Genomic DNA, 22,824 nt, shown 5'->3' with positions numbered 1-22,824 from the left:
CCCGTTTCTGTCTTAGGTCGCGCTTAGAGGTGCGACTAAGGCATCAGCTTACAAGTCGTCGGCATTCTCGGACAGGAACGCGGCTACCCCTTTCGGTGATGCGTCCATGCCTTTCTTGCCTTCTTCCCATTGAGCCGGGCACACTTCGCCGTGGGTCTCGTGGAAGTTCAGGGCGTCGACCATGCGCAGCATCTCGTCGATGTTACGACCCAGAGGCAGGTCGTTGATGACTTGGTGACGAACCACACCCTGGGTATCAATCAGGAAAGAACCGCGGAAGGCCACACCGGCTTCTGGGTGCTCTACGTCGTAGGCCTGGCAGATTTCATGCTTAACGTCGGCGATCAGTGGGTACTTCACCTGGCCGATGCCGCCGTCTTCGATGGCGGTGTTACGCCAGGCGTTGTGGCTGAACTGAGAGTCGATGGACACACCAATCACCTTCACGCCGCGCTTCTGGAACTCTTCAAAACGCTTGTCGAAGGCGATCAGTTCGGATGGGCATACAAAAGTGAAGTCCAGTGGGTAGAAGAACACCACGGCTGCAGAGCCTTCGATTTCGGTTTTCAGGTTGAAGTTCTCAACGATTTCACCGTTACCCAGAACAGCGGCGGCGGTAAAGTCAGGAGCAGGACGGCCAACTAATACAGACATGGTTTCTTTCCTTTTTAAAACGGTTAAATTGGACGGCAATCAGTGCTAAGTGTCTCGATGCCACCCAGTTTTAATGCGGTTGTCGTGTGAAACTGAGCACATTATAAGGGGTGTGTTCCATAATAGAATCGAATAAAATAGATTAAACCAATCGATTGTTCCGGAGCGAACGATGCGCAGACTGCCGAGTCTTAAAAACCTATATTATCTGGTTCACCTGCACAAGGCCCAGAACTTTAATCGTGCCGCCAAGGCGTGCCATGTCAGTCAATCCACCCTAAGTAGCGGAATCCAGAACCTGGAGGAGCAGATGGGGTGCCAGCTGATTGAGCGGGACCACAAGTCCTTCCTGTTCACCGCCACCGGTGAAGAGGTGGTGGGCCGTGCCCGTGAGTTGCTGGCTCAGGTTCAGGAACTGACGGATCTGGCTCAGAGTGCCGGTGAGGCGATGAGCGGGACCTTGAGGCTGGGCTGCATCCCCACCATTGCCCCGTTTCTGCTTAACCGGGTGGTCAAGGAATCGCAGCAGCGGTACCCGGATCTGACCCTGTTGTTGCGGGAAGACACCACCGAGAACCTGTTGTCGATGCTGGGTAATGGCGAACTGGATTTGCTGCTATTGGCATTGCCGGTGGACACCTCGGGCTTCCATACCATGGCGGTGGGCATCGATCCCTTTCAGGTGGTGATTCACAAAGACGCTGCCGATCAGGTTAAGCTGGAATACGAAGACTGGCCCGATGAAAGCATCTTCCTGCTGCAGCGGGAACATTGCATTACTGGTCATGCTATCAGCGCCTGCAACCTGCAGAACCGGGAAAAGATCAATCCGTTTGCTGCGACCAGTCTGCATACTCTGGTGCAGATGGTGGACTCCGGTCTGGGCAGTACCTTCCTGCCACAGATGGCCATCGACTCCGGCATTCTTAAGGGAACGGAACTGGCGACCTATGCCCTGGAGGATCAGCAGGCGTTTCGGGAAATTGGCCTGGTGTGGCGACAGACCACCAGCCGTCTGAAAACGTTCCGCACCCTGGGAGAGATGATCGGGGATCTGCTGCCCAGCAAGGGCGAGTAACCATTAGGCAAGGGCGCCCCTTGGGTGCCTGAACCGGGACTCAGAACTGCTCGGATGGGCAGTCTGAGTCGTCGGTGGCGTACGTTCGAGTCACCGAGAACACCTCCACTTCGTGCTGTTTGCCTTTGAGGCGAATCGGCCCCAGCGACAGCAGTTCATAGCTGTGTTCGTCATCGAGAGACTCTTTGACCTGATCCGAGATCAGCATCTGGCAGCCGAGGGGACCGCACTGATCCTGCAGCCGTGCCAGGGTGTTGATTACGTCGGAGAAGAAACTGATCTCCTGCTTGTACACCCCAACCAGCGCTGCCACCACTTGCCCACCGTGGGCCGCGGCTTTGAACCTGGGCATAAAGCCGTACTCTTTTTGGAAATAGTGCCGGTTCCAGTACAGGGTCTGGACGAAGTCAAAATACACATTCAGACACAGGCGGGCGCGAGAGCGATGACGCTGCGGCCAACTGATCAGCACGGCGTCGCCGACGTAGCGGTAGATCTCGCCCTGGTTTTTAGTCACCACATCGGACAGCAGATCGAAGCAATCCTGAATCAGGCGGCTGAAACGGTAGTCGCCCAGTGCTTCGGCGTGGGCGGTGGAACCCACCATGTCGAGAAACAGAAAGGTTCGGTCTTCGTAACGCGGCTTGTGGTATTTGCCCATGCCGATGTTCAGCAGTACCCGGGGACCCACCAACAGTCCCATCTGCTCGATGAAGGCCAGCCCGGTGCGCACCAGCACCAGGTAGGCGATCAGCGTTTGCGCGGACGGGGCGTTAAGCACATGGGCGGTCAGAATCTGGCTGGTGGCGGCGAACTGTTCCGAGTTGTCCCAGGAGTTCAACCAGTTGGTGATGTAGGCCAGGGTCAGGGCGCCAAGTAGCAGAAACAGGCCTTTGAAGGCGACAATAAAGGCGTAGGGCAGGCGGCGGATGCCACTGACGTCGGTGATCAGGTTCGACAGCCAGTGCAGGCAGCCGAAAATCAATCCCATGTAGATGGAAAGTGTGGTCAGATCGGCCGCAGTGATGGCCCAATAGGGGCGTTCATCGCCCTGGGCATAGCGGAAAGTGACGTAAGCCATCATCGCCAGTGACCAGGCGATGATTGCAAAGATCAGTTTTTGAAGTTGTTGCCGCGACTGCACTCTAGCTCAATTTACTCTGTGTAAAAACGAGATGGCCTTGCCGAAAGGTTCCCAGCAAAACTGTTTATATTTGTAATAACGAGACATTATACAAGTTTTACCCCTTTAACCCAAACCTGTGTCAACTTTCCCGCTGCTTTTTCATTCCGGTTCAGAAAAGTGCCGTTGCAGCAGTGCGTGGGTAAAGGGAATCTTAAGGTAGAAGCCCCGTGGCAGGGTCTCTATGCGGCTGCCGCCCGGACCGATGGCCTGGGTCAGTACCTTGCTGTTGGCGGCCTTGGGGCGCAGCTGCAGCACTTCGCCGTGGCGGGCGGTGATCGATTCCACTTCGCCGAGTGCGACCCGCTCGATGATCTCCTCCCAGTCCTGCTGCAGCAGTTGCCATTCAGACGGCGAGGGGCGCCACAGTACCGGCATGCCGATCAAGCGGTTGGCCACCGGAATCTGCCGCTCCCCCAGGATGGGTATCCACAGAATGGCCTGCAGCTTGTGGAAAACTGGACTCTGTTGCCAACGCAAGCCCTGCAGGCGGGTCAGTGGACAGACGCTGATGAAGGTGGTTTCCAGCGGTTTGCCACTGCTGTTGACCGGAATGGTTTTCAGCTCAATGGCCAGGTGGGAGAAATCCGGCTCTGGCTTTGAGCCCGCATCGGCCCCCAGGTAGCGCTCCAGCAGCTGCCCGCCCCAGCCTTTGTGGTGCAGCAAGTTGGCGGGAACCGCCACACCGAGGGCGTCGGCAAGTTCACCCAGGGACCAGCCGGCAATGGCTTCGGCGCGCTCCAGCAGTTGGGATTCGGTTTCGGGAACAAAGGGAACGGTAATCATGGCCGGATTGTACCCTTAATGGCAGAGGCTCTCAATTGAGGTTGATGGTGTGGATAATTGTGGCTGGTGACTTTTTGTACAGATTTTTTGGGGTTACCAATACCGGGGCCACAAACTCGCGGCAAATGAGGCTAAGTTCATGAAAATAAAAAATAATAGCAAGGAGGTTCGAGGGCTTATGAATCAAGTTATTCAGGTTATCCCTGAGTTACTCGTTTTTTCTTAACAGAGTTATGCACAGATTGGTGGGATAACTTTCCAAGATTGATCCACAGGCAGTGGAATGAACTGGCGAGGCAGGGCCGCTTTGAGGATCGAAAGCCGACCCATAATCGGGTAACTGCCGTCAATAGTGCGGCGGTGCAAATTTTAAGCGATCGTTCGCCAATTACCGTGGGATCGTTTTTGATGGTGCGTAAGCGTTTGTTTTTAAATGGAATAAATTTAATTCAATCCAAATCGCTGGTGCAAGATTTGTGCGTCTTTCGAGGATATCTCCACCGCATACCGATTTACAAACAGCTTTATCCACAGATGCGGTTGATAACTTTTGTCTGTCGGCTTGCTCACTGGTTTGGGTTGTTTATAACTGTGAATAATTTTACAAGTTACCCACTGTCAGTGCTGGCGGCTTCCGGTTTGCTCCCATGGGGTAATCTGTGGAACAATCACATCAAGTTAAAATTCAATCGGATGACAACGTGATCGACAATGAAGGCTACAGGGCCAATGTCGGGATCATCATCTGCAACCGACGTGGTCAGGTTTTGTGGGCTCGTCGTTTTGGCCAACATTCGTGGCAATTTCCTCAGGGAGGAGTCGACCAGGGAGAGTCTCCGGAACAAGCAATGTACCGGGAACTTTTTGAAGAGGTCGGGTTGCAGAAAGAGGATGTAAAGGTGCTGGCAAGCAGCCGTTCCTGGTTAAGGTATCGGCTACCCAAGCGCCTGGTGCGGCAGGACTCCAAGCCTGTGTGCATTGGCCAGAAACAGAAATGGTTCCTTTTGCAGTTGGTTGCCGATGAAAAGCGCATTGACTTGCGTCGCAGCGGCCACCCGGAATTTGATGACTGGCGCTGGGTAAGCTATTGGTATCCAGTACGGCAGGTTGTCTCTTTCAAGCGAGACGTGTACAGAAAGGTGATGAAGGAATTTTCACCTGTCGCCATGCCATTTCAGGAGCGCAGCGACCATACTAAGCGCAACCGGGATGGAAATTTTAGGGCAAGACGGCGAAGAAGAAACCGATGATAACCACTCTGCGTACTATCGTGCAGCGGGTAGCGGATGCCGACTCCATCGAGCAATCGATGGCGGAACTGGTTCGGCAGACCCGTGGTGCCATGAACACCGATTGTTGCTCCCTGTATCTGGTGGACGGCGAAGGATTGATCCTGCAAGCCAGCGATGGACTGGCGGCCCAGGCCATTGGTCGTGCCCGCCTCAATGCCGGTGAAGGCATCGTCGGCATGGTGATGCGCAGAGAGGAACCCATCAACCTGGCGGATGCGCCCTCCCACCCTGCTTTTAAGCGCCTGCCCGAGGTCGAAGAGGACGAGTTTCGTGCTTTTCTGGCCACGCCCATTACCCATCGCAGCAAGGTGCTGGGGGTGTTGGTGGTGCAGCAGAAGGTGGCCCGCCAGTTCAATGAAGAGGAAGAGGCGTTTCTGGTGACCCTGGCTTCGCAGTTGGTGCCTGAGTTGCGCCAAAGCCGCGAAGCCACGGAGTTGGCCAGTTCCACCCCCAAACGCTGGGGGGCGACCGTCGCCAGTCCCGGTATCGCCGATGCCGAGATTTTGCTGGCCAGGCCGCGGCTGTCACTGGACGTCAAACCCATGCAGGGCCAGGGCAGTGACAAAGAGTGGTTGCGTCTGGAGCGGGCGCTGTTGGCCACTCAGGATGACATGACCGCGCTGAGTGGGCGCCTCAGCGGCGAAATGGAGTCTCAGATCAGCGCCATCTTCGATATCTACCAGTATTTGATCGCCGACCCGGTGCTGCAGCAGGATCTGATGGCCGGCTGTGACGAGGGCTGGTCGGCAGAAACCGTGGTGGCCAATACCTTTGTCAGCTACGTGGCTCGATTCGAGGCCATGACCGATCACTACCTGAAAGAGCGGGCCTCGGATCTCAAGGATCTCGGTCAGCGCATTCTTGGCCAGTTGGCCCGCCCCGGCCAGAGCGGCAAGCCGCCGGTGAAGCCGGTGATTCTGATGGCCAATGAGATCACCGCTACCATGCTGGCAGAGGTTCCGCGCAGTAAGCTTGCCGGCATCATCAGCGTCGAGGGGGGGGCCAGTTCTCACGCTGCCATTTTGGCGCGGGCGATGTCGATTCCAGCCCTGTTTGGTCTCGAGGGCCTGCCGATGCAGGCATTGGCGGGCAAACGGGCCATCCTCGATGCGGTCCGGGGTCAACTGTTGGTGGAGCCGGCGGAGACCGTGGTGCAGGAGTTTCACCGTTTTCAGTCGTCTCTGGCTAAGAAAGACGCTCGCTATGAGCGTGGCCTCAGCCAGCCCTGTCAGACTCAGGACGGCATCGCGGTCTGCCTGCAGGTCAATGCTGGCCTGGTGGCGGAAGGAGAGCAGCTGGACCCCGCCTACGTCGGTGGAATCGGCCTGTATCGCTCCGAAACTCTGTTTATGGTGCAAAACCATTTCCCTACCGAGCAGACCCAGGAGCGGGCGTATCAGCGGGTGCTACGGGCGCTGGGCAATAAGCCGGTGACCATTCGCACCCTGGACATCGGTGGTGACAAGCCGTTGCCCTATTTCCCCATTCGTGAGGACAACCCGTTTCTGGGCTGGCGCGGCATTCGGCTGACCCTGGATCATCCCGAATTGTTCCTGGTGCAGGTCAAGGCGATGCAACGGGCCAACGTCGGCACCAACAATCTGCGCATTTTGCTGCCGATGGTGTCGAACCTGGATGAGGTCATCCAGAGTCGCAAGCTGATTGAGCAGGCGCGACAGGAGCTGGAGGAGGAGCTGGATCGATCCCTGACACCGGTGCAGGTGGGAGTGATGATTGAGGTTCCGGCCAGCATCTATTTGCTGCCACAACTGCGGCCGCTGGTGGACTTTTTCTCCGTTGGCAGCAACGATTTGACCCAATACCTGCTGGCGGTGGATAGAAACAACGCCCAGGTAGCAGATCGGTTCAGCCACTACCATCCGGCGGTGATTCAGGCATTGGCGCAGGTGGCGATCAATGTGGGCGACAGTGAGCTCAGTGTCTGTGGCGAGATGGCCGGTGAGCCGGAGGGAGCCTTGATTCTGATGGCTCTGGGGCTGCGTCAGTTAAGCATGAACCGCCGCAGCCTGGGGCGCATTCACCACCTGGTTCGGCATCTGCACGCGCCGCAGTTGGAGTCGCTGAAAGTGGCCCTGTTGCAGGCCAGAGAGTGCACCGAAGTGAGACTGCTGGCCCGTCAATGGATGGACGACCACGGCCTGGCGGAGCTGTATCAGGACCTCTGACGAGCGCCGGCCTCTGGGCGCTGTTTTTCAGGCCGGGCATGGCAAAGTCCGGCACATCCCTTTATTCTAACGACCACTTTTCCGGTTTAGCCGGGCGACGAACGAACAGAAGAACCCATCATGACTGAGTCTTACTTCATTTTCCCCCACATCGATCCGGTGATCGTTGAGATCGGCCCGCTGGCGTTGCGCTGGTACGGTCTGATGTACCTGGTGGGTTTTTTAGGGGCCATGGCGATGTTGAACCGCCATGCCGACAAACCCGGTTCCACCTGGAGCCGCGATCAGGTCTCCGACCTGCTGTTTTACGCGTTTCTGGGGGTGGTGCTCGGGGGCCGGCTGGGTTACGTATTCTTCTATGGCTGGCAATGGCTGCTGGAAGACCCGTTGTACCTGTTCCGCATTACCGAAGGGGGCATGTCGTTCCACGGTGGCCTGTTGGGGGTCATTGCGGCGATGATCTTCATCGCCAAGCGCCAGAAGCGTACCTTCTGGCAGGTGGCGGATTTGGTGGCGCCCACCATTCCCATCGGCTTGGGAGCGGGTCGGATCGGCAACTTCATCAACGGCGAGCTGTGGGGCCGGGTGACCGATGTGCCCTGGGCGATGATCTTCCCCGGGGCCGGACCGCTGCCGCGGCACCCGTCGCAGCTGTATGAAGCGATTCTGGAAGGACTGGTGCTGTTCCTGCTGTTGGCCTGGTATAAGCGTCGTACCGACAAGCCGGGCGCGGTCGCCGGGATGTTCCTCATCGGTTATGGTTGTGCTCGCTTCCTGATCGAGTACGTTCGCCAGCCCGATGCCCATATGAGCCTGTATTGGGGCTTCTCCATGGGGCAACTGCTGACGCTGCCGATGTTGGCCTATGGCCTGTACCTGATTCTTCGGCCAGTAAAGCAAAGCCAGTGATCTCCATCTTTTTTGACCCATACAACCACGAGGGGCGAGTCGATTCATGAAGCAGTATCTGCAATTGTGTCAGCGAATAGTCGATGAGGGCACCTGGGTGGAAAACGCCCGTACCGGCAAACGGTGTCTGACGCTGATTAATGCCGATCTGGAGTACGACGTCGGTGGCAATGCCTTTCCACTGATCACCACCAGGAAGAGCTACTGGAAGGCGGCCATCGCCGAACTTCTGGGTTATCTGAGAGGCTACAGCAGCGCCGCCGAGTTTCGGGCCATCGGCTGCAATACCTGGAACGCCAACGCCAATGACAATGCGGACTGGCTGGCTAATCCGCATCGCCAAGGCGAGGACGACATGGGCCGGGTCTATGGCGTTCAAGGCCGGGCCTGGCAGGGGCCGGACGGTCGCAGCATCGATCAGCTGCGCAAGATCATCGATGATCTGCGTCGAGGTGTGGACGATCGCGGTGAGATTCTGACGTTTTATAACCCGGGTGAGTTTCACCTCGGCTGCCTTCGTCCCTGCATGCATACCCACACCTTTTCACTGGTGGGAGATCGGCTGTTCCTGACGTCCTATCAGCGCTCCTGCGATGTGCCGCTGGGGTTGAATTTCAACCAGGTGCAGGTGTTTACCCTGTTGGCGCTGGTGGCGCAAATCACCGGCCATAAGCCGGGTAAGGCCTACCACAAGATCGTCAATGCCCACATCTATGAGGATCAGTTGGGACCGATGACCGACGTGCAGTTGAAACGTCAGCCCTACGATTCGCCCCGGCTGATCATCAACCCGGCGATTCAGTCGCTGGAGGATCTGGAAACCTGGGTCACCCTGGATGACTTTCAGGTTGAGGGCTATCAGCACCACGACCCCATCGCCTATCCGTTCTCGGTATAGTCCCAGTTACAGCGCGACGCCCGGCTTGGCCTAGCCGGGCGTTTTTTTATCTGCCCGGCTTTTGGGACGCTGAATCTGTGCCAGACTCTGGTGTATTCGAGTATCGATTGATAACCGGAACTTACAAATTTAGCTCTTTGTTGCTTCAGGCTTTGTGTTAGGCTGACGTACGCATTAATGAGTCCTTAACTCCCGGTTAAGGCTGCCTGATTTACCATGGTGCCCGACGGTACCTGGCCTGGATATAGAGTCGTTTCCTCGACATGTTTTTCTATTTAAGGAGTGATTCTCCCTGTTGGGGCAGAATCGATTGTTATGGCGCATCTTAATTACAACCACTTGTACTACTTCTGGATGGTCCGCAAGAAGGGCTCGGTCACTAAAGCCGCCGAGGCGCTGTTTTTGACGCCGCAGACCGTTACCGGCCAGATCCGTCACCTGGAGCACCGCCTGGGGGGCAAGCTGTTTCGCCGTCAGGGGCGTCAACTGGTGGCCTCAGACCTCGGTGAGTTGGTGTTTCGTTATGCGGACAAGATGTTCAGCCTCAGCTACGAGATGCTGGACCTGCTGAATTACAATCAGGACAGCTCCATTTTGTTTGAGGTGGGCAACTCCGATGCCCTGTCGAAGGCGTTGGCCAGCCGACTGTTGTTGTCGGTGATCCCCGATGACGGTTCCATCCATCTGTGCTGTTACGAGTCCACCGATGAGAACCTGATGGAGCGCTTGTCGCAGCACAAGCTCGATATGGTGGTGTCCGGCAGTGACTCTGAGTCGCTGAAGTACCCGGAAATCCTCAGTAAGAAGTTAGGGGAAACCGGCATTAGCTTCTTCTCCGTCGACGAAGTCGAGGGCCGCTTCCCGGCCAACCTGGATGGATCCCGCATTCTGATGCCCCATCGTAAAACCGCTCTGGGTCAGCAGTTGCTGCGCTGGTTCGACGAGGTAGGGGTGTCACCGGTGATTCTGGGCGAGTTCGACGATGCTGCCATGATGAAGGCCTTTGGCATGTACCGTCAGGGGATTTTCGTCGCACCGACGCTGTACCGGGAAGAGATCCTGGCCCAGGGAGTCAAGTTGATCGGCGAGACGGTCGATGTCACCGAACAATACCACGTGATGTTTGCCGAACGGATGATTCAGCATCCGGCGGTGAAGCGGATCCTGGAAACCGACTTTACCGCGCTGTTCTCCGGCAAAGAGCCTGCCTTCAGCCGTTTTAAATGATGGCCGGGCCCTCCCCGGGCCCGGCCCTAAGACTGTATCGATGACCCAAACTTCTAAAACCACCGGCCTGGCCTTGATTGTACTGCTGGGCGCCCTGGCCGGCATGACTCCGCTGGCCATCGACATGTACCTGCCGGCCATCCCGGCCATTGCCGATGAACTCCATGCCACCGTGTCCCTGACCCAGATGAGTGTCAGCTTCTTTCTGGTGGGCTTTGCCGTCGGTCAGCTGTTCTATGGTCCGGTCACCGATGCGCTGGGGCGCATTCCGGTGCTGATTGGGGGCCTGGGGGTGTTTGCCCTGGCCAGCATACTGGCCACCTTTACCAGTTCGGTGGAGGGACTGATCGCCGCTCGGGTGCTGCAGGCCTTGGGAGGCGCCGGCGGGTCGGTGGTGGTGATGGCCATCCTGAGGGATCTGTTTCAGCGGGAACAGTTCGCTCGGGCCATGTCTTTCGTCATGCTGGTGATGAACCTGGCGCCGCTGGCGGCGCCCATCGTTGGCGGTTACCTGCTGGCCCACAGTGGCTGGCGGGCGATTTTCTATTTGCTGGCGCTGTTGTCACTGTTGCTGGTGGTGTTGATCGCCACCCGCATCGGCGAAACCCTGCCGGCATCGAAGCGCCACCGCCTCAATCTGAGTTCGGCACTGGGGCTGTATCGGCGCATCATCCTGACCCGACAAACCATGATGTACCTGGGGATCGGCGCCCTGGTGTCCGGTTCGTTGTTCGTATTTATCACCGGCTCTTCCTACGTCTACATTCGTTATTTCGACGTGGCACCGGAGCACTTTGGCTACCTGTTCGGACTCAATATCATCCTGATGATGCTGCTGACTTCTTTCAATGCCCGTTACGTGGCCCGGTTTGGCACCCTGAAGATGCTGGCCACCGGTTTGTCCATCAGTGGTGTTGGCGCGGTGCTGGCGCTGCTGGCGGCGTCGCTCAGCGCCCCGCCACTGTGGTTGGTGGTGCTGCCGGTGATGTTGATGGTCGGTCCTCTGGGGATGGTGTCGGCCAACGCCACCTCGTTGTCACTGGACTCCTTTGACGGTGCGGCCGGATCGGTGTCGGCCCTGGGAGGCGCCATTCGCTTTATTTCAGGGGCCCTGTCCGGTGTGTTGCTTAGCCTGAGTCATCCGCAATCGCCGATGCCGATGTTGATCGGCATGGCGGTATGTTCACTGGCGGCCTTGGGGTATTATTGGTACACATTAAATGTGGTACCCAAAGCCGTTAAGGATAAAAAATGACCGAGAACAGGGAATACGTGGCGCGCCTGAAATGGGCCTGTCGCCGGGGCATGTTGGAGCTGGATGTGTTGCTGGAACCCTTTGTTGAACAGCATTTTAGTGACTTGGCGCCGCAGCAGCAGGCGGATTTCGAACGGCTGCTGACCTGTGATGATCCCGAGCTGTTTGCCTGGTTCATGGGCCACGAACGCTGTGACGATCCGGCGTTGGCCGCCATGGTGGCGCTGATCCTTGAGCGTAACCGCGAACTGCTACGCTGATCCCTGGCCCCGGCCTGTGTGCAGTCCGGGTTCTCAGCGACGAGCCGGTCATGGACGACCTTCCCCGCTATCTGTTTCCCGCCCCCGGTTACCAATGGGCGCCGCTGCCGTGGTGCCTGAGTTTGTTGGTGCTGCTCAGCCTGTTCTGGTGGCCGGACAACCGCCTGCCGGCCCAGATCCTGTGGCAGGGGCTGGTGGCCATGCTGGCGCTGGCGTTGCCGCTGTTCAAACCCAAAGAGCGACCGCCGAGCTTTGCGTTGAATGAACTGGGGCAGGGCGTCCGGCTGGATAACGGTGAGGCCATCGTCGTCAGCAGCTGGAGCCTGGTGTTACCCGGAGCGGTGATGCTGGTGATTGGCCCGGACCGCCGGCTGTGGTGGCTGCGGCGGTCGCAGTTGGACACAACCGACTGGCGCCGGTTGTGTCGCATTGTGTTGGCGTCCCGGCTCAGGCGTCCGGAGTCAGAATAGAGGGCGTCGGTTGCGATTGTTGCTCGGGGTAATCCAGGGTGTAATGCAGACCGCGACTCTCTTTGCGGCTCATGGCACAGCGGATGATCAACTCGGCAATCTGCACCAGGTTGCGCAGTTCCAACAGATCGTTACTGATCTTAAAGTCCGAGTAGTAATCGTGAATCTCGGTTTTGAGCATCTCCACCCGGCGCAGCGCCCGCTGCAGTCGTTTGTCGGTTCGAACGATGCCGACGTAATCCCACATAAACAGTCGCAGCTCATGCCAGTTGTGGGCGATGACCACGTGCTCATCGGAGTCCGTGACCTGGCTTTCATCCCAGTGGGGAATGTTGTCCAGCAGGTCGGTGCTGTCCAGTTTCGCAAAGATTGACCGGGCGGCGGCACGGGCAAACACCAGGCATTCCAACAGGGAGTTGCTGGCCATGCGGTTGGCGCCGTGCAGGCCGGTGTAAGCCACTTCACCAACGGCATACAGGCCGTCGATATCGGTTTTGCCATCCAGATCGGTCATCACGCCGCCGCACGTGTAGTGCGCCGCCGGAACCACGGGGATCGGTTGGCGGGTGATGTCAATGCCCAGGTCCAGGCAGCGTTGGTAAATGGTCGGAAAATGCTTGGTGACGAAGGCGGGGTCTTTGTGGCTGATGTCCAGGAACATGCAGTCGGCGCCCAGTCGCTTCATCTCGAAGTCGATGGCCCTGGCCACCACATCCCGCGGGGCCAACTCTTCTCGGGGATCAAAGTCGGGCATAAAGCGGCTGCCATCGGGGCGCTTCAATAGCGCGCCTTCTCCGCGCAGCGCTTCGGTCAGCAGAAAATTGCGCGCTTCGGTGTGGTACAGGCAGGTGGGGTGAAACTGGTTAAACTCCATGTTGGCCACTCGGCAGCCGGCGCGCCAGGCCATGGCGATGCCGTCCCCGGAGGCGACGTCCGGATTGGAGGTATACTGATAAACCTTGGAGGCACCACCGGTGGCCAGCACCACGAAACGGGCACGAATGGTTTCGACGTGTTCCTGCTGGCGATTCCAGACATAGGCGCCCACCACTCGCGTGTCGCCGGCCAGCCCTAACTTGGTGGTGGTGATCAGGTCGACGGCGTTGTAGCGTTCCAGCAGCGAAATGTTGGGATGGCGATGGGCCTGCTCCTCCAGCGTCAACTGCACCTCTTTGCCGGTGGCATCGGCGGCATGCAGAATTCGGCGGTGGCTGTGGCCCCCTTCGCGGGTCAGGTGGTAACGGGATTCACCGTCGTGTTCCTCTTCGTCGAAGTCGACGCCTTTGCGAATCAACCATTCCAGGGCCGCCCGCGCTTCTTGGGCGGTAAACTGCACCGCCTGCCGGTCGCATAACCCCGCACCGGCAATAAGGGTATCTTCTACATGGGATTCAACGGTATCATCTTCGTCAAATACGGCAGCGATTCCACCCTGGGCGTAATAAGTGGAGCCCTCGGCGAGGTTGCCTTTGGCAACGACCGTTACCTGGCATTGCTTGGCCAGTTTCAGGGCCAGCGTCAGTCCGGCGGCGCCGCTGCCAATTACCAAAACGTCTGTGCTGTGTTCAATCCCGGCTTTCATTAGGTATCATGGGGTTTGGAAATTTGGCCACTATGTTACTCGTTTCGGGGGCCAGGGCCAAAGAATCGGTCCCAGAGAGTGTAAATTTAAAATGGATCACAATTTTTTACGAACTTTTACCAAAAGACGCAGTCTATTAAAGTGCGCGGAGACGAGTAAAAGCAAAATCAGCAGTTTAGTTATGGGAGAGAGCTCTTAAGTGAGTGAGCCAAACAGCGACCAGCAGCTAGTCGAACGCGTTCAACAAGGTGATAAGCAAGCTTTTAACCTGCTGGTAATGAAGTATCAGCATAAGGTGGCCAACTTAATAAGCCGCTACGTGAAGAATCAGGGCGATGTCGCCGACGTAGCACAAGAAGCGTTTATTAAGGCGTATCGGGCTTTGCCCAATTTTCGTGGCGAGAGTGCGTTTTACACCTGGCTGTACCGGATTGCGGTCAACACCGCTAAAAATTATCTGGTATCCCAGGGGCGGCGTCCACCAGCGAGTGATGTGGATGCCGAGGAAGCGGAGTTCTATGACGGTGCCGATGCACTGCGAGAAGACGCGTCGCCAGAACGCCAGCTGCTGTCAGAAGAGATTAAGAAGGTAGTGTTCAATACCATCGAAACACTGCCTGAAGAGTTAAGAGTGGCGATTACCCTTCGGGAGCTCGAAGGGATGAGTTACGAAGAGATTGCCACTGTAATGGAGTGTCCCGTGGGGACGGTGCGAAGCCGAATCTTCAGGGCGCGGGAAGCAATTGATAAGCGTATTCAACCGTTATTAGAACGGTAGCATCAATCAGGGTGAACCATGGGTACAGAACGTAAAGAAGCAGTATCGGCTTGGGTGGACGGTCAGGGAAGCGATCGGGAACTTGAGCAATGGCTGAACGATGAACCGATGCAACAGAGCTGGGATCGTTACCATCTCATCGGGGATGCGATGCGAAACGAACTGCCTCAGCAAATGGATCTGAACATCGCCGCCAATGTGGCCGCGGCTCTGGAGCAGGAGCCAACGGTATTGGCTCCGAAATCCAAGACTAAGCGGACTCAGGCCCTGCAGGGCAAGGTGGTGGAGCTGTCCCGTCGTTTCGGTCAGTACGCCATTGCCGCCACCGTGGCAGCCATTGCCGTCGTTGGGGTGCAGCAGTACGGTGCAGAGCAGCAAAACAACCCGCTGCCGGTACTAAATACTCTGCCGGTAATGGGAGCGCCGACTCCGGCCAGCTACCAGGCGAATACCCCATCCGCCCGTCAGGCTCAAAGCACGGAGCAGCAGGCACAGGAACAGCGTCGCCGGGTCAATGCCTATCTGCGTGACCACCTGTTGCAGCAGCGCCTGAAAGGGCATAATGTGGCGGATAATGACCAAGGCCAACAGTAACGAGGCAAGGCTTGCGTAAAATATGGTTCCTGATGGCATGGTTGCTGGTACTGCCAGCCCATGCCGCGACTGGCGACTCCGCCATTAGCTGGCTGCAGCGGATGCAGCAAGCACTCTCTCAATCCCATTTTCAATACTCTCTTATTCACCTGCAGATGGATCACATCCGGCCCCTGCGTTACTTGCATGGGGTGGTGGATGATCATCAGGTGGCTTACCTGGAGCACCTCAACGGCCCGCTGAAAAACGTGGTGCGGGTGGACGACCAGGTGACTTACCTCGAGCATGAAGTCAAACCCTATTCGGTGCGCAGCGCCCGCATCAGTGGTTTTATTCCACCGGCCTTTGGTACCGGCGTGGAAGCGTTTACGCCGTTCTATCAACTGGCCATGGGCGGTCGTGATCGCATTGCCGGTCGCACCTCTCAGGTGATTCGGATTGTTTCTACCGACCGTTTTCGTTACAGCTATCAATTGTGGCTGGATGTGAAATCCGGTCTGCCACTGCGTATCGACACCATCAATGCCGACGGCCAGTTGCTGGAGCAGTATCTGGTGATCGAACTGGTGACCTTCAGTGAGCCACCGCCGATTTTGTCGGAGCTGGCGGGACAGGTGTGGCCACCAGTACTGGCATCGGCATCGGCGACAGACGCACCCCAGTGGCGTTTCGGTTGGTTGCCTCAAGGTTTCGAAGTCACCCATGTGGATCAGCACCGGCTGTTTGGCGTCAATGATCCGGTTCAATACTTGTCCCTCAGCGATGGTCTGACTGAAATGTCGGTGTACATCGGCCTGGCCGGCCAGATTGAGATGCCGGAAAACCTGTCGACCGGCAGCGGCTTATCCCTGGCGTCGGCCCGTCATGGTGAGGTTGAAGTGGTGGCGGTGGGCAAGCTACCGGTGGAAAGCCTCAGTAACGTGGCCAACTCCATCTACCCCGCCAAGGGGGAGCAATGATCGAGGCTCTGGCCCGGGTGGAAGCCTGTGCCGATGGCCGGGTAACCGTCAGTTGGCAGAGTCAGAGTGCCTGTGGCCACTGCCACGAAGCGGACACCTGTGGCTCCGGTGTGGTGGCCAAAGCGGTGGCCGCGAAAGCCCAGCGCCTGACCCTGACGTACGGCAAACCGCTGTCGGTGGGCACTCAGGTCAGCCTCGGTATTCCTGAGCAGCAACTGATTACGGCCGCCGCCTTGGTGTATCTGCTGCCCCTGCTAGGCTTATTGTTAGGGGCCGGGTTGGGGGCCGTGTGGGGCGGGCCTGAGTGGCTGTCGCTGTTAGCCGGGATCGGACTGGCCATCGGAGGCTTTTTGCTGGCCCGGGGATTGTCGCATCGTTTCACGCCGACCCCGCGGATTCTCAGGGTGCTGGGGGTGTCGACAACGCCCGGTTAGTCTGCGACCCCGTGCTCGGTGACGGTTTTTCCGCTGCGCTGTGCCTGCAATGCCCGGATGCATAGCCGCCGGGCACAAAATCCGTTAAAATCCCCCCCCTATAGCTATCGTAGATAATTTATTCCTGTAGTTTTTGCAAGAAGCGGACTAGATGAAGCATATTCGAAATTTCAGTATCATCGCCCACATCGACCACGGTAAATCGACCCTTTCCGATCGATTGATCCAGGTTTGCGGTGGTTTGTCAGAGCGTGAGATGGCAGCCCAGGTGCTCGATTCCATGGACATTGAGCGTGAGCGCGGCATTACCATTAAAGCACAGAGTGTGACTCTGGATTACACGGCGAAGGACGGTGAAACCTATCAGCTGAACTTCATCGACACTCCCGGGCACGTGGACTTCAGCTATGAAGTATCGCGGTCGCTGGCGGCTTGTGAAGGCGCCCTGCTGGTGGTGGACGCCGGTCAGGGGGTAGAAGCCCAGACTCTGGCGAACTGCTACACCGCCATCGAGATGGATCTTGAGGTGCAGCCGATCCTCAACAAGATCGATCTGCCGCAGGCGGATCCGGAGCGGGTCGCGGAAGAGATTGAAGACATCGTCGGCATCGACGCCATCGAAGCGGTGCGCTGTTCGGCCAAGACCGGCATCGGTGTCGATGAGGTGCTCGAGTGCATCGTCGACAAGATTCCACCACCGGAAGGGGATCCGGAGGCGCCGCTGCAGGCGCTGATCATCGACTCCTGGTTCGACAACTACCTGGGGGTGGTGTCGCTGGTGCGGATTAAAAATGGCGTTCTGAAGAAGAACGACAAGATCAAGGTGATGAGTACCGGCCAGGTGTGGGGCGTCGATCGTCTCGGCATCTTTACCCCGAAGCAGAAAGACACCACCGTCCTCAATACCGGCGAGGTAGGCTGGGTGGTGTGTGGCATCAAAGAGATTCACGGTGCGCCGGTGGGCGATACCTTGACCACCGCCAAGCACGGCACCGAAGAGGTGTTGCCGGGCTTCCAGAAAGTGAAACCGCAGGTGTACGCCGGTCTGTTTCCGATCTCCAGTGAGGATTATGAGTCTTTCCGTGACGCCCTGAACAAGCTGTCACTGAATGACGCATCGCTGTTCTTCGAGCCAGAAACTTCATCGGCACTGGGCTTCGGCTTCCGGGTCGGCTTCCTGGGTATGCTGCACATGGAGATCATTCAGGAGCGGCTGGAGCGGGAGTACAACCTGGATCTGATCACCACCGCGCCGACGGTGGTGTACAAGGTGACGACCACCAAGGGAGAAACCCTGTTGGTGGATAACCCCTCTGAGTTGCCACCACTGAACAACATTGAAACCATTGCCGAGCCGATTGTCGAAGCCAACATTCTGGTTCCACAGGAATATCTCGGTAATGTGATAACCCTGTGTATCGAAAAGCGCGGGGTTCAGACTAAGATGGCCTACCACGGTAACCAGGTGGCAGTGACCTATGAACTGCCGATGGCGGAAGTGGTATTGGACTTCTTCGATCGACTCAAGTCCACCAGCCGTGGCTTTGCCTCGCTGGATTACAACTTCACCCGCTTCCAGGAAGAGGAGATGGTGCGTCTGGATGTGATGATCAACGGCGAGCGTATCGATGCGTTGGCGATGATCACCCATAAAGAGAACGCCCAGTTCCGCGGCCGCCAGCTGGTGGAAAAGATGCGGGAACTGATTCCGCGGCAGATGTTCGACATTGCCATTCAGGCTTCCATCGGCAGCATGATTGTGGCTCGCAGCAACGTGAAAGCGCTGCGCAAAGACGTGACCGCCAAGTGTTATGGCGGTGACGTGAGCCGTAAGAAGAAGCTGCTGCAGAAGCAGAAAGAGGGCAAGAAGCGGATGAAGCAACTGGGTAACGTAGAGGTTCCCCAGGAGGCCTTCCTGGCCGTACTGAAAGTAGGAGAATAAGCGCAGATGGCGGCAATGTTTTCACTGATCCTGGTGTTGATCACCCTCGGGTCTGGTCTGGTTTGGCTACTCGATCATTTTTACCTGGCGCCAAAGCGCCAGGAAAAACTGGCTTTTGCCAGCCAGCAAACTTCTGGCGAACTGCCGGAGGACGCCCAGGAAAAGCTGGTCCAGGAACCTTGGTTGGTGGAAACTTCCAAGTCCATTTTCCCGGTTATCGCCTTCGTGCTGATTTTGCGTTCGTTCCTGTGGGAACCCTTCCAGATTCCGTCCGGCTCGATGATGCCGACGCTGCTGGTGGGGGACTTCATTCTGGTGAACAAGCACGAATACGGTCTGCGCGATCCGGTTTTCCGCTACAAGTTCTGGGACAACAATGAGCCGCAACGCGGCGACATTGTGGTGTTCAAATACCCGAAAGACACTCGCATTGATTACATCAAGCGGGTGATCGGCTTGCCGGGCGACAAGGTGGTGTATCGCAACAAGCAGTTGTTCGTCCAGCCTAAATGTGAGGCTGGGGTGTCTCCTTGTCCCGAGTTGACCGCCATCAATAGTGCCAAGGTCAACAGTGGTGAGTTTTCGCAAAACGGCACGCCGTTGCTGCGCCTGAAAGAAGATCTGATGGGCATTACCCACGATACTCTGATCAATCCCCGCCGGCCGGAACCGCTGCGCTACTATTATCAGCAGCAGGGTCGCCGCACCGGCGAGTGGGTAGTGCCTGAAGGCCACTACTTTGTGATGGGTGATAACCGAGACAACAGTACCGATGGCCGTTTCTGGGGCTTTGTGCCCGAGGAAAACCTGGTTGGCCAGGCCACCGGAATCTGGATCTCCTTTGAGTTTGACCGCGATAGCAGCAGTGTCCTGCCCGGATGGGTGCCTACCGGCGTGCGCTTTAATCGCATCGGCGGATTACAATAAAGGTTAGCTGTGGCTGATTTAAATCGTTTACAGAGACTGCTTGGCTATGAGTTCAAGCAGCCTCAATTGTTGCAACAGGCTCTGACGCATCGTAGCGCCGGCAGTCGTCATAATGAACGACTGGAGTACCTGGGTGATGCCGTGCTGTCCATGGTGATTGCCGAGGAGTTGTACCATCGTTTTCCGCAAGCGGCGGAAGGCGACATGACCCGCATGCGGGCTACGCTGGTACGGGGGGTAACCCTGGCCGAAATCGCCCGTGAGCTGAACCTGGGCGATTACATTCGCCTCGGTGCCGGTGAACTGAAATCCGGCGGATTCCGTCGGGATTCTATCCTGGCCGACGCAGTGGAGGCCATTCTCGGGGCGGTGTTCCTCGACGACGGCATTGAGGTGTGCAAGCCGCTGCTGCTGAGCCTGTGGAAGCAGCGACTGGATACCATTGTGCCCGGTGCCGGGCAGAAAGATCCTAAGACCCGATTGCAGGAGTGGCTGCAGGCGCGTAAGAAGCCGCTGCCTAACTACGAAGTGGTCACCGTAACCGGTGATGCCCACAACCAACAGTTTACCGTGCATTGCCTGGTAAGCGAGGTGACCGACCCGGTACTGGGCAAAGGCAGCTCGCGACGCAAGGCGGAGCAGGACGCAGCCGGTAAGGTCCTGGAGTTATTGAAAGTATGACCGATACCACCTACTGCGGTTTCGTTGCCATCGTCGGCCGCCCCAATGTGGGCAAGTCGACCCTGCTGAATCGTCTGCTGAAGCAGAAGATCAGCATTACCTCCCGTAAGCCGCAGACCACCCGGCACCGAATCATGGGCATTCACACCGAAGGCCCTCGCCAGGTGATCTTTGTGGACACCCCCGGGCTGCACATCGAAGAGAAGCGCACCATCAACCGGTTGATGAACCGGGCGGCGGCCACCTCGCTGGCCGACGTCGAGTTGGTGCTGTTTGTGGTCGAGGGCACCAAGTGGACCCCGGACGACGAGATGGTGCTGAAGAAGCTTGGCCGGGAAGGCAACGAGGGGCGCAAAGTGGCCCTGGTGATCAACAAGGTTGATCAGATCAAAGACAAAGAGGAGCTGTTGCCGCACCTGCAGGAGTTGCAGAGCAAGTTTGACTTTGATGCGGTGTTCCCGGTGGCCGCCGGCAAGGGCGGTAATGTGGATCCGATCATGGCGCTGTCTCTGGACAGCATCCAGGAGTCGATTCATTACTTCCCTGAAGATTACGTCACCGATCGCAGCCAGCGCTTTATGGCCTCGGAGATTCTGCGTGAAAAGCTGATGCGATTCCTTGGCGATGAACTGCCCTATGCCGCCACGGTGGAGATCGAGCAGTTCAAGGTCGACGAAAAGGGCACCTTCCACATTCACGCGTTGATTCTGGTGGAGCGGGAAGGCCAGAAACGGATGGTGATCGGCAACAAGGGCGACAAGCTGCGTACCATCGGCCGCGAAGCGCGGATCGAGATGGAAAACATGTTCGAGACCAAGGTGTACCTGGAGACCTGGGTCAAGGTGAAATCCGGTTGGGCGGACGACGAACGGGCGCTGCGCAGCCTGGGGTACGGGGACGACTGATTGGACGCGGGTTGGCAGTCTGCCTATCTGCTGCACGCCCGCCCTTATCGTGAGCGCAGCCAGCTGATCACCTTGCTGACCGAGCAGGATGGCAAGGTGGCGGCGGTGGCTCGCAGCAGCGGAAAACAGGGCGGCCTGACCAAAGCCGCCCTGCAACCGTTTCAACCTCTCAAAATTCTTCTTTCCGGCACCGGGTCACTGAAAACTCTTAAAAGTGTCGAAACCCTGAGCCTGCCTGTACCACTGCAGGGGCAGAAGTTGTTTTGCGGCTTGTATTGTAACGAGCTGACAGTCCGGTTACTGTCTGAGTTACAAGCGTGCCCGTCGTTGTACCAAGGTTACCATCAGAGCCTGTTAACTCTGGCCACCACCGACAGCAACGAAGCGGTGCTGCGGTATTTTGAATGGATGCTACTGGACTACCTCGGGGTGGCTCCCTTGCTGAGCCAGGATGCCTGTGGCGAGCCGCTGCAGGCCGAAGGTCGCTACAGCCTGGTGGCTGAGCACGGCTTTATGCCGGTGGCGGGCGACCGCGGCTATTTGGGGGCGATGTTGCTGGCACTGCAGCAGCAGCAACTGAGTGATTCCCAGCACCTGCACCAAGCCAAGCATCTGGCGCGTACCCTGCTGAAGCCACTGCTGGGCAACAAACCACTGCGCAGCCGGGAATTGTTTCAAAGAAAAACCAGACCAAGGACAAGCACATCATGAGCATTTTACTGGGTGTCAATATCGACCACATTGCGACTCTGCGTCAGGCTCGGGGCACCGACTACCCCGATCCTGTGCATGCGGCGGCGGTGGCGGAGCACGCCGGTGCCGACGGCATCACCATCCATCTTCGAGAAGACCGCCGTCACATTGTCGATCGCGATGTGCAGGTGTTGGCTCAGACCCTGAAGACCCGCATGAATCTGGAGATGGCGGTGACCGAGGAGATGCTGGACATCGCCATCGGTGTACAGCCGGTCTACGTGTGCCTGGTGCCAGAGAAACGGGAAGAGCTGACCACCGAAGGTGGCCTGGATGTGGCCGGTCAGCTGGATAAGATGCTGGACGCGGTATCGCGTCTTAAAGCCGCGGGCATCAAGGTGTCGCTGTTCATCGATGCCGACAAAGCGCAGATCGATGCGGCGGTTAAGGTGGGGGCGCCTTACATTGAGATTCATACCGGCGCCTATGCCGATGCAGAAAGCGAAGAGGCCCAGCAGCAGGAACTGGCCCGCATTGCCGAAGGCGCCCGCTATGCCGCCGCCCAGGGGCTGGTGGTGAACGCCGGTCATGGCCTGAACTACCACAATGTGAAGCCGATCGCCGCCATTGCCGAGATCTATGAGCTGAATATCGGCCATGCCATCATCGCCCGGGCGGCCATCGACGGCCTGGAGATCGCGGTGCGAGACATGCGCCGGTTGATGCTTGAAGGCCGTCAGGGGATCTGATGACCATTAAGGGGCTGGGCACCGACATTGTCGAAATCGAGCGGGTCGAGGCGCAATTTCAGCGCCTCGGTCAGCGTTTTGCCGATCGCATTCTTACCGCCAACGAGCGGGGCGAACTGGCGGCCAGCAAGGCGCCGGCTCGGTTGTTGGCCAAACGCTTTGCGGTCAAGGAAGCGGTGGGTAAGGCGCTGGGTACCGGCATTGGACGAGGCGTATCGTTTCAGCACATCGAGCTGGGACACAACGACGATGGTGCGCCAAAGCTGCACCTGAGCGGCGGTGCCCTGGCTCGGATGCAGGCGTTGGGGGCGACCGATGCCCACATCAGCCTGGCGGATGAGCGCCGCTATGCGGTGGCAACGGTGGTGCTCAGTTAGCCGGG

At 57.7% G+C, this 22,824-nt stretch carries 24 protein-coding genes; 20 read left to right on the top strand and 4 right to left on the bottom strand.

Translation table 11 applies throughout. The features are described 5' to 3' along the window. Positions 1 to 48 precede the first annotated feature (48 nt). Positions 49 to 654 (bottom strand): peroxiredoxin C, encoded by a 606-nt coding sequence (locus H598_RS0116680; protein ID WP_028114011.1) that lies wholly within the window; start codon positions 652 to 654, stop codon positions 49 to 51. A gap of 172 nt (positions 655 to 826) precedes the next feature. On the opposite strand from H598_RS0116680, the gene H598_RS0116675 reads away from it, so the two are divergent. Continuing rightward, positions 827 to 1,732 carry a hydrogen peroxide-inducible genes activator gene (locus tag H598_RS0116675; RefSeq protein WP_028114010.1) on the top strand — a complete coding sequence of 302 codons (906 nt, stop codon included), beginning with the start codon at positions 827 to 829 and terminating at the stop codon, positions 1,730 to 1,732. 40 nt (positions 1,733 to 1,772) lie between these two features. Here H598_RS0116675 and H598_RS24765 read toward each other — a convergent pair whose 3' ends face one another. Both H598_RS24765 and mutH read right to left on the bottom strand, forming a co-directional pair. Further along, the gene (locus H598_RS24765) at positions 1,773 to 2,876 is read right to left on the bottom strand and encodes an adenylate/guanylate cyclase domain-containing protein (protein ID WP_051252804.1); all 1,104 of its coding nucleotides are present in this window, start codon (positions 2,874 to 2,876) and stop codon (positions 1,773 to 1,775) included. A 141-nt stretch (positions 2,877 to 3,017) separates the two neighbouring features. Beyond that, entirely contained in the window at positions 3,018 to 3,701 is a 684-nt protein-coding gene (gene mutH / locus H598_RS0116665) for a DNA mismatch repair endonuclease MutH (RefSeq protein ID WP_035416061.1), read from the bottom strand. A gap of 701 nt (positions 3,702 to 4,402) precedes the next feature. Here mutH and rppH point away from each other — a divergent pair. From rppH to H598_RS0116620, 8 genes are all read left to right on the top strand, one after another. Further along, on the top strand, positions 4,403 to 4,951 hold the full coding sequence (gene rppH / locus H598_RS0116655) for an RNA pyrophosphohydrolase (RefSeq protein ID WP_028114008.1): 549 nt from the start codon (positions 4,403 to 4,405) through the stop codon (positions 4,949 to 4,951). Then, positions 4,948 to 7,179, top strand: coding sequence for a phosphoenolpyruvate--protein phosphotransferase (ptsP, locus tag H598_RS0116650; protein ID WP_028114007.1), 2,232 nt, complete (start codon positions 4,948 to 4,950; stop codon positions 7,177 to 7,179). The genes rppH and ptsP overlap by 4 nt, the downstream gene beginning before the upstream one ends. A gap of 120 nt (positions 7,180 to 7,299) precedes the next feature. Next, a complete protein-coding gene (lgt, locus tag H598_RS0116645; RefSeq protein ID WP_028114006.1) occupies positions 7,300 to 8,088 on the top strand; it encodes a prolipoprotein diacylglyceryl transferase in 789 nt (262 codons plus the stop codon). A gap of 46 nt (positions 8,089 to 8,134) precedes the next feature. After that, positions 8,135 to 8,986 (top strand): thymidylate synthase, encoded by an 852-nt coding sequence (locus tag H598_RS0116640; RefSeq protein ID WP_028114005.1) that lies wholly within the window; start codon positions 8,135 to 8,137, stop codon positions 8,984 to 8,986. 315 nt (positions 8,987 to 9,301) lie between these two features. After that, on the top strand, positions 9,302 to 10,213 hold the full coding sequence (nhaR, locus tag H598_RS0116635) for a transcriptional activator NhaR (protein ID WP_028114004.1): 912 nt from the start codon (positions 9,302 to 9,304) through the stop codon (positions 10,211 to 10,213). A 40-nt stretch (positions 10,214 to 10,253) separates the two neighbouring features. After that, on the top strand, positions 10,254 to 11,468 hold the full coding sequence (locus tag H598_RS24760) for a Bcr/CflA family multidrug efflux MFS transporter (protein ID WP_084144512.1): 1,215 nt from the start codon (positions 10,254 to 10,256) through the stop codon (positions 11,466 to 11,468). Then, entirely contained in the window at positions 11,465 to 11,728 is a 264-nt protein-coding gene (locus H598_RS0116625) for an FAD assembly factor SdhE (protein ID WP_028114003.1), read from the top strand. Before H598_RS24760 ends, H598_RS0116625 begins: the two co-directional genes overlap by 4 nt. A gap of 50 nt (positions 11,729 to 11,778) precedes the next feature. After that, a complete protein-coding gene (locus H598_RS0116620; RefSeq protein ID WP_028114002.1) occupies positions 11,779 to 12,198 on the top strand; it encodes a hypothetical protein in 420 nt (139 codons plus the stop codon). Here the strand turns inward: H598_RS0116620 and nadB are convergent. Further along, complete coding sequence (gene nadB, locus H598_RS0116615) at positions 12,176 to 13,780, bottom strand: L-aspartate oxidase (protein WP_028114001.1); 1,605 nt, start codon at positions 13,778 to 13,780, stop codon at positions 12,176 to 12,178. The genes H598_RS0116620 and nadB overlap by 23 nt on opposite strands. Before the next feature lie 199 nt (positions 13,781 to 13,979). On the opposite strand from nadB, the gene rpoE reads away from it, so the two are divergent. The 11 genes from rpoE to acpS all read left to right on the top strand — a co-directional run bounded on the left by rpoE (position 13,980) and on the right by acpS (position 22,819). Continuing rightward, entirely contained in the window at positions 13,980 to 14,558 is a 579-nt protein-coding gene (rpoE, locus tag H598_RS0116610) for an RNA polymerase sigma factor RpoE (RefSeq protein ID WP_028114000.1), read from the top strand. A gap of 18 nt (positions 14,559 to 14,576) precedes the next feature. Next, a complete protein-coding gene (locus tag H598_RS0116605) occupies positions 14,577 to 15,152 on the top strand; it encodes a sigma-E factor negative regulatory protein (protein ID WP_028113999.1) in 576 nt (191 codons plus the stop codon). 11 nt (positions 15,153 to 15,163) lie between these two features. Then, positions 15,164 to 16,111 carry a MucB/RseB C-terminal domain-containing protein gene (locus H598_RS0116600; protein WP_245595614.1) on the top strand — a complete coding sequence of 316 codons (948 nt, stop codon included), beginning with the start codon at positions 15,164 to 15,166 and terminating at the stop codon, positions 16,109 to 16,111. Further along, positions 16,108 to 16,545: a SoxR reducing system RseC family protein gene (locus tag H598_RS24755; protein WP_035416058.1), complete on the top strand. Its 438-nt coding sequence runs from the start codon at positions 16,108 to 16,110 to the stop codon at positions 16,543 to 16,545. The genes H598_RS0116600 and H598_RS24755 overlap by 4 nt, the downstream gene beginning before the upstream one ends. A 151-nt stretch (positions 16,546 to 16,696) precedes the next feature. Further along, the gene (gene lepA / locus H598_RS0116590) at positions 16,697 to 18,487 is read left to right on the top strand and encodes a translation elongation factor 4 (protein WP_028113997.1); all 1,791 of its coding nucleotides are present in this window, start codon (positions 16,697 to 16,699) and stop codon (positions 18,485 to 18,487) included. A gap of 6 nt (positions 18,488 to 18,493) precedes the next feature. Beyond that, complete coding sequence (gene lepB, locus H598_RS0116585) at positions 18,494 to 19,414, top strand: signal peptidase I (protein ID WP_028113996.1); 921 nt, start codon at positions 18,494 to 18,496, stop codon at positions 19,412 to 19,414. Between the two features lie 9 nt (positions 19,415 to 19,423). Beyond that, a complete protein-coding gene (gene rnc / locus H598_RS0116580; protein WP_028113995.1) occupies positions 19,424 to 20,095 on the top strand; it encodes a ribonuclease III in 672 nt (223 codons plus the stop codon). Further along, positions 20,092 to 21,000 (top strand): GTPase Era, encoded by a 909-nt coding sequence (gene era / locus H598_RS0116575; protein WP_035416056.1) that lies wholly within the window; start codon positions 20,092 to 20,094, stop codon positions 20,998 to 21,000. The genes rnc and era overlap by 4 nt, the downstream gene beginning before the upstream one ends. Then, entirely contained in the window at positions 21,001 to 21,711 is a 711-nt protein-coding gene (gene recO / locus H598_RS0116570; RefSeq protein WP_028113993.1) for a DNA repair protein RecO, read from the top strand. After that, complete coding sequence (gene pdxJ / locus H598_RS0116565; RefSeq protein WP_156897077.1) at positions 21,705 to 22,442, top strand: pyridoxine 5'-phosphate synthase; 738 nt, start codon at positions 21,705 to 21,707, stop codon at positions 22,440 to 22,442. The genes recO and pdxJ overlap by 7 nt, the downstream gene beginning before the upstream one ends. After that, positions 22,442 to 22,819, top strand: a complete 378-nt coding sequence (gene acpS / locus H598_RS0116560) for a holo-ACP synthase (protein WP_028113991.1) — start codon at positions 22,442 to 22,444, stop codon at positions 22,817 to 22,819. The genes pdxJ and acpS overlap by 1 nt, the downstream gene beginning before the upstream one ends. Positions 22,820 to 22,824: the final 5 nt, after the last annotated feature.

The organism is Ferrimonas kyonanensis DSM 18153 (assembly GCF_000425405.1).
In the GTDB taxonomy this organism is placed as follows: Bacteria; Pseudomonadota; Gammaproteobacteria; order Enterobacterales; family Shewanellaceae; genus Ferrimonas; species Ferrimonas kyonanensis.
The sequence above is the reverse complement of the archived record's forward strand: the minus strand, read 5'-3'. Positions and strand labels throughout refer to the sequence as shown.

Excerpts from the sequence above, each read along its gene's own strand:
- H598_RS0116680 (WP_028114011.1), bottom strand. The coding sequence starts at position 654 with ATGTCTGTATTAGTTGGCCGTCCTGCTCCTGACTTTACCGCCGCCGCT.
- H598_RS0116675 (WP_028114010.1), top strand. The coding sequence starts at position 827 with ATGCGCAGACTGCCGAGTCTTAAAAACCTATATTATCTGGTTCACCTG.
- mutH (WP_035416061.1), bottom strand. The coding sequence starts at position 3,701 with ATGATTACCGTTCCCTTTGTTCCCGAAACCGAATCCCAACTGCTGGAG.
- ptsP (WP_028114007.1), top strand. The coding sequence starts at position 4,948 with ATGATAACCACTCTGCGTACTATCGTGCAGCGGGTAGCGGATGCCGAC.
- lgt (WP_028114006.1), top strand. The coding sequence starts at position 7,300 with ATGACTGAGTCTTACTTCATTTTCCCCCACATCGATCCGGTGATCGTT.
- H598_RS0116640 (WP_028114005.1), top strand. The coding sequence starts at position 8,135 with ATGAAGCAGTATCTGCAATTGTGTCAGCGAATAGTCGATGAGGGCACC.
- nhaR (WP_028114004.1), top strand. The coding sequence starts at position 9,302 with ATGGCGCATCTTAATTACAACCACTTGTACTACTTCTGGATGGTCCGC.
- H598_RS24760 (WP_084144512.1), top strand. The coding sequence starts at position 10,254 with ATGACCCAAACTTCTAAAACCACCGGCCTGGCCTTGATTGTACTGCTG.
- H598_RS0116625 (WP_028114003.1), top strand. The coding sequence starts at position 11,465 with ATGACCGAGAACAGGGAATACGTGGCGCGCCTGAAATGGGCCTGTCGC.
- H598_RS0116620 (WP_028114002.1), top strand. The coding sequence starts at position 11,779 with ATGGACGACCTTCCCCGCTATCTGTTTCCCGCCCCCGGTTACCAATGG.
- nadB (WP_028114001.1), bottom strand. The coding sequence starts at position 13,780 with ATGAAAGCCGGGATTGAACACAGCACAGACGTTTTGGTAATTGGCAGC.
- H598_RS0116605 (WP_028113999.1), top strand. The coding sequence starts at position 14,577 with ATGGGTACAGAACGTAAAGAAGCAGTATCGGCTTGGGTGGACGGTCAG.
- H598_RS24755 (WP_035416058.1), top strand. The coding sequence starts at position 16,108 with ATGATCGAGGCTCTGGCCCGGGTGGAAGCCTGTGCCGATGGCCGGGTA.
- lepA (WP_028113997.1), top strand. The coding sequence starts at position 16,697 with ATGAAGCATATTCGAAATTTCAGTATCATCGCCCACATCGACCACGGT.
- lepB (WP_028113996.1), top strand. The coding sequence starts at position 18,494 with ATGGCGGCAATGTTTTCACTGATCCTGGTGTTGATCACCCTCGGGTCT.
- era (WP_035416056.1), top strand. The coding sequence starts at position 20,092 with ATGACCGATACCACCTACTGCGGTTTCGTTGCCATCGTCGGCCGCCCC.
- acpS (WP_028113991.1), top strand. The coding sequence starts at position 22,442 with ATGACCATTAAGGGGCTGGGCACCGACATTGTCGAAATCGAGCGGGTC.